Origin of the sequence: Vogesella fluminis (assembly GCF_014652335.1) — a bacterium.
Classification (GTDB): Bacteria; Pseudomonadota; Gammaproteobacteria; order Burkholderiales; family Chromobacteriaceae; genus Vogesella; species Vogesella fluminis.
The window spans coordinates 1-1716 of sequence record NZ_BMYP01000096.1 but is presented as its reverse complement, the minus strand read 5'-3'; the positions used below and the strand labels follow the sequence as shown (position 1 = coordinate 1716).

Sequence of the window (1716 nt, the reverse complement as noted above, 5' to 3'; positions counted from 1 at the left end):
GTTCGTCGATGGCCTCCTACCATCTGTCTGCATTTACACCACTTCCGTGGACTCTATCTTGGGCAAGTCTTCGGGGATTTCACACATTGGCGCATGATCTAACCCGCTCACCACAAGGCAGCGGCCTAGCGTGCCATCTGTAATCATGCCAGGGTCAATGCCCTGCATTTTGGCGTGCGTGGTCGTGCCGTACAGCGTCAGGTAGGGGTTATAAATGGCCTGTGATGGTCTGTCGCCTCCCGCCAAAACCCGCGTTACATGCAGGCTGTCGGACTTACTGAAAAGTTCAAGCAGCATTTTGCCAGCTACCTGCATATGACTATCCGCGCTCTGGCCAGACATGCAACCAAGCAAATGGCCGACTTCATCAATGGCCAGTGCCAAGCGGCTACCTTCGGCCTTTGCTAACGTATCTTCAATGCCTTGCCCGCTGCCAATGTTGCTAACCGGCTTGCTGCCCGCAAGACCGGCAATCAACCCTACCAAATTAAGCGGGCTACCCTTGCCGCTGGTACTTCCAGCAAGGCCGATAACGTACAGATTCCCGCGCAAGCCTGAGCCGGTCGCATACTTGCCGTGCATGGCGGCGCTCATGCCTGCCAGTGCAGCCGCCACGGTCAAGGCCGGTTGCTGCCGTGGCTGTCTTGCCAAGGCCAGTCGCACAATCTCCGCCATCTCACCACGAAACGGGGCGGGGCATTTGCTGTCATTGCTGACAGGCTCACGCTCTGCCTTGGCGGCAACGATTGCGGCCAGATCGGCGGCAATGTCGGGGGGAATCTCGCGGCCAAACTGCTGGCCGGTTCGCTCTGGCGGATGCGCTGCCCCCGCCTCATTTGCGGCCTCAAATGCACTGGCCAAGGTTGCGTTTACTTCAACTTCGCCAAGCCCTGATTGCAAGGCGGCACTTTTCAGGCGGTGGCTTACTTCGGCTTTCGTGATATACCCCCCTAGGGCAAATCGGTACAAACGCAAGGCGCTACTGTTCAGGGCATTATTCCGCCCGCCTGCCGGCTGCATGGCCAGCTCTGCACAATCGCCGTCCAGTGCTTTTTGCACATAGAGGTGCACGCCACCGCCTTGGTGGCTGGTGTACGCCGGCAATGGCATGGCCACCGGCTTGGCGGGCTTTCTTGGCTCTGGCAAGGCTTCCAGATCGGCAGCCGGCCAAGGCCTGCCCTCAAATACTTTGGCACTGAAAGGGTAGCCTTGCCGATGTCGCGGCAAGTACATCATGCGGGCACGCGTCCAACTGGCTGAATCAACCGTGACGGCAGGCAACTGCAATTGCTCGGCAATGTGCAGGCAGGCCTTTTGCAGCACCTCAAGCGATATTTCACGATCCAGCGGAAACACCAGCCGGTAACGCTCGCCCTGCGGCTTGCCTCCGATTAGCTCAGGCGGTACGCAATGGCTATGGGTTGTGTAGGCCACCGCCAAACGGCCAAAGTTGTGATCCAGATCGGCGCATACCTCGGCAAACGGGCGCGACTGCATAATCTCGCCAGTTTCCTTGTCGGTGGAGGGTTCAACATCAAGGCAGACAGCCCAAGCAGACTTGGCGTTGTGCTTTTTGCGCCCATTGCCATCCAAGGTCTGGAAAATAATTCCGCTACCGTGCTTATCGCCTAACTCATGCGCCGTCAGCAGACTGGCAGATAGCGTCCGTCAAGGTGGTGTAAATTTCAGGGCCGAACTCCGGTCCGGTTTTCCAGG

1 protein-coding gene is annotated in these 1716 nt (G+C 58.2%); it reads right to left on the bottom strand.

Going from position 1 to position 1716, the window contains the following annotated elements:
• Window positions 1-33 precede the first annotated feature (33 nt).
• Complete coding sequence (locus tag IE083_RS15545) at window positions 34-1593, bottom strand: hypothetical protein (RefSeq protein ID WP_189354942.1); 1560 nt, start codon at window positions 1591-1593, stop codon at window positions 34-36.
• Between the last annotated feature and the right edge of the window lie 123 nt (window positions 1594-1716).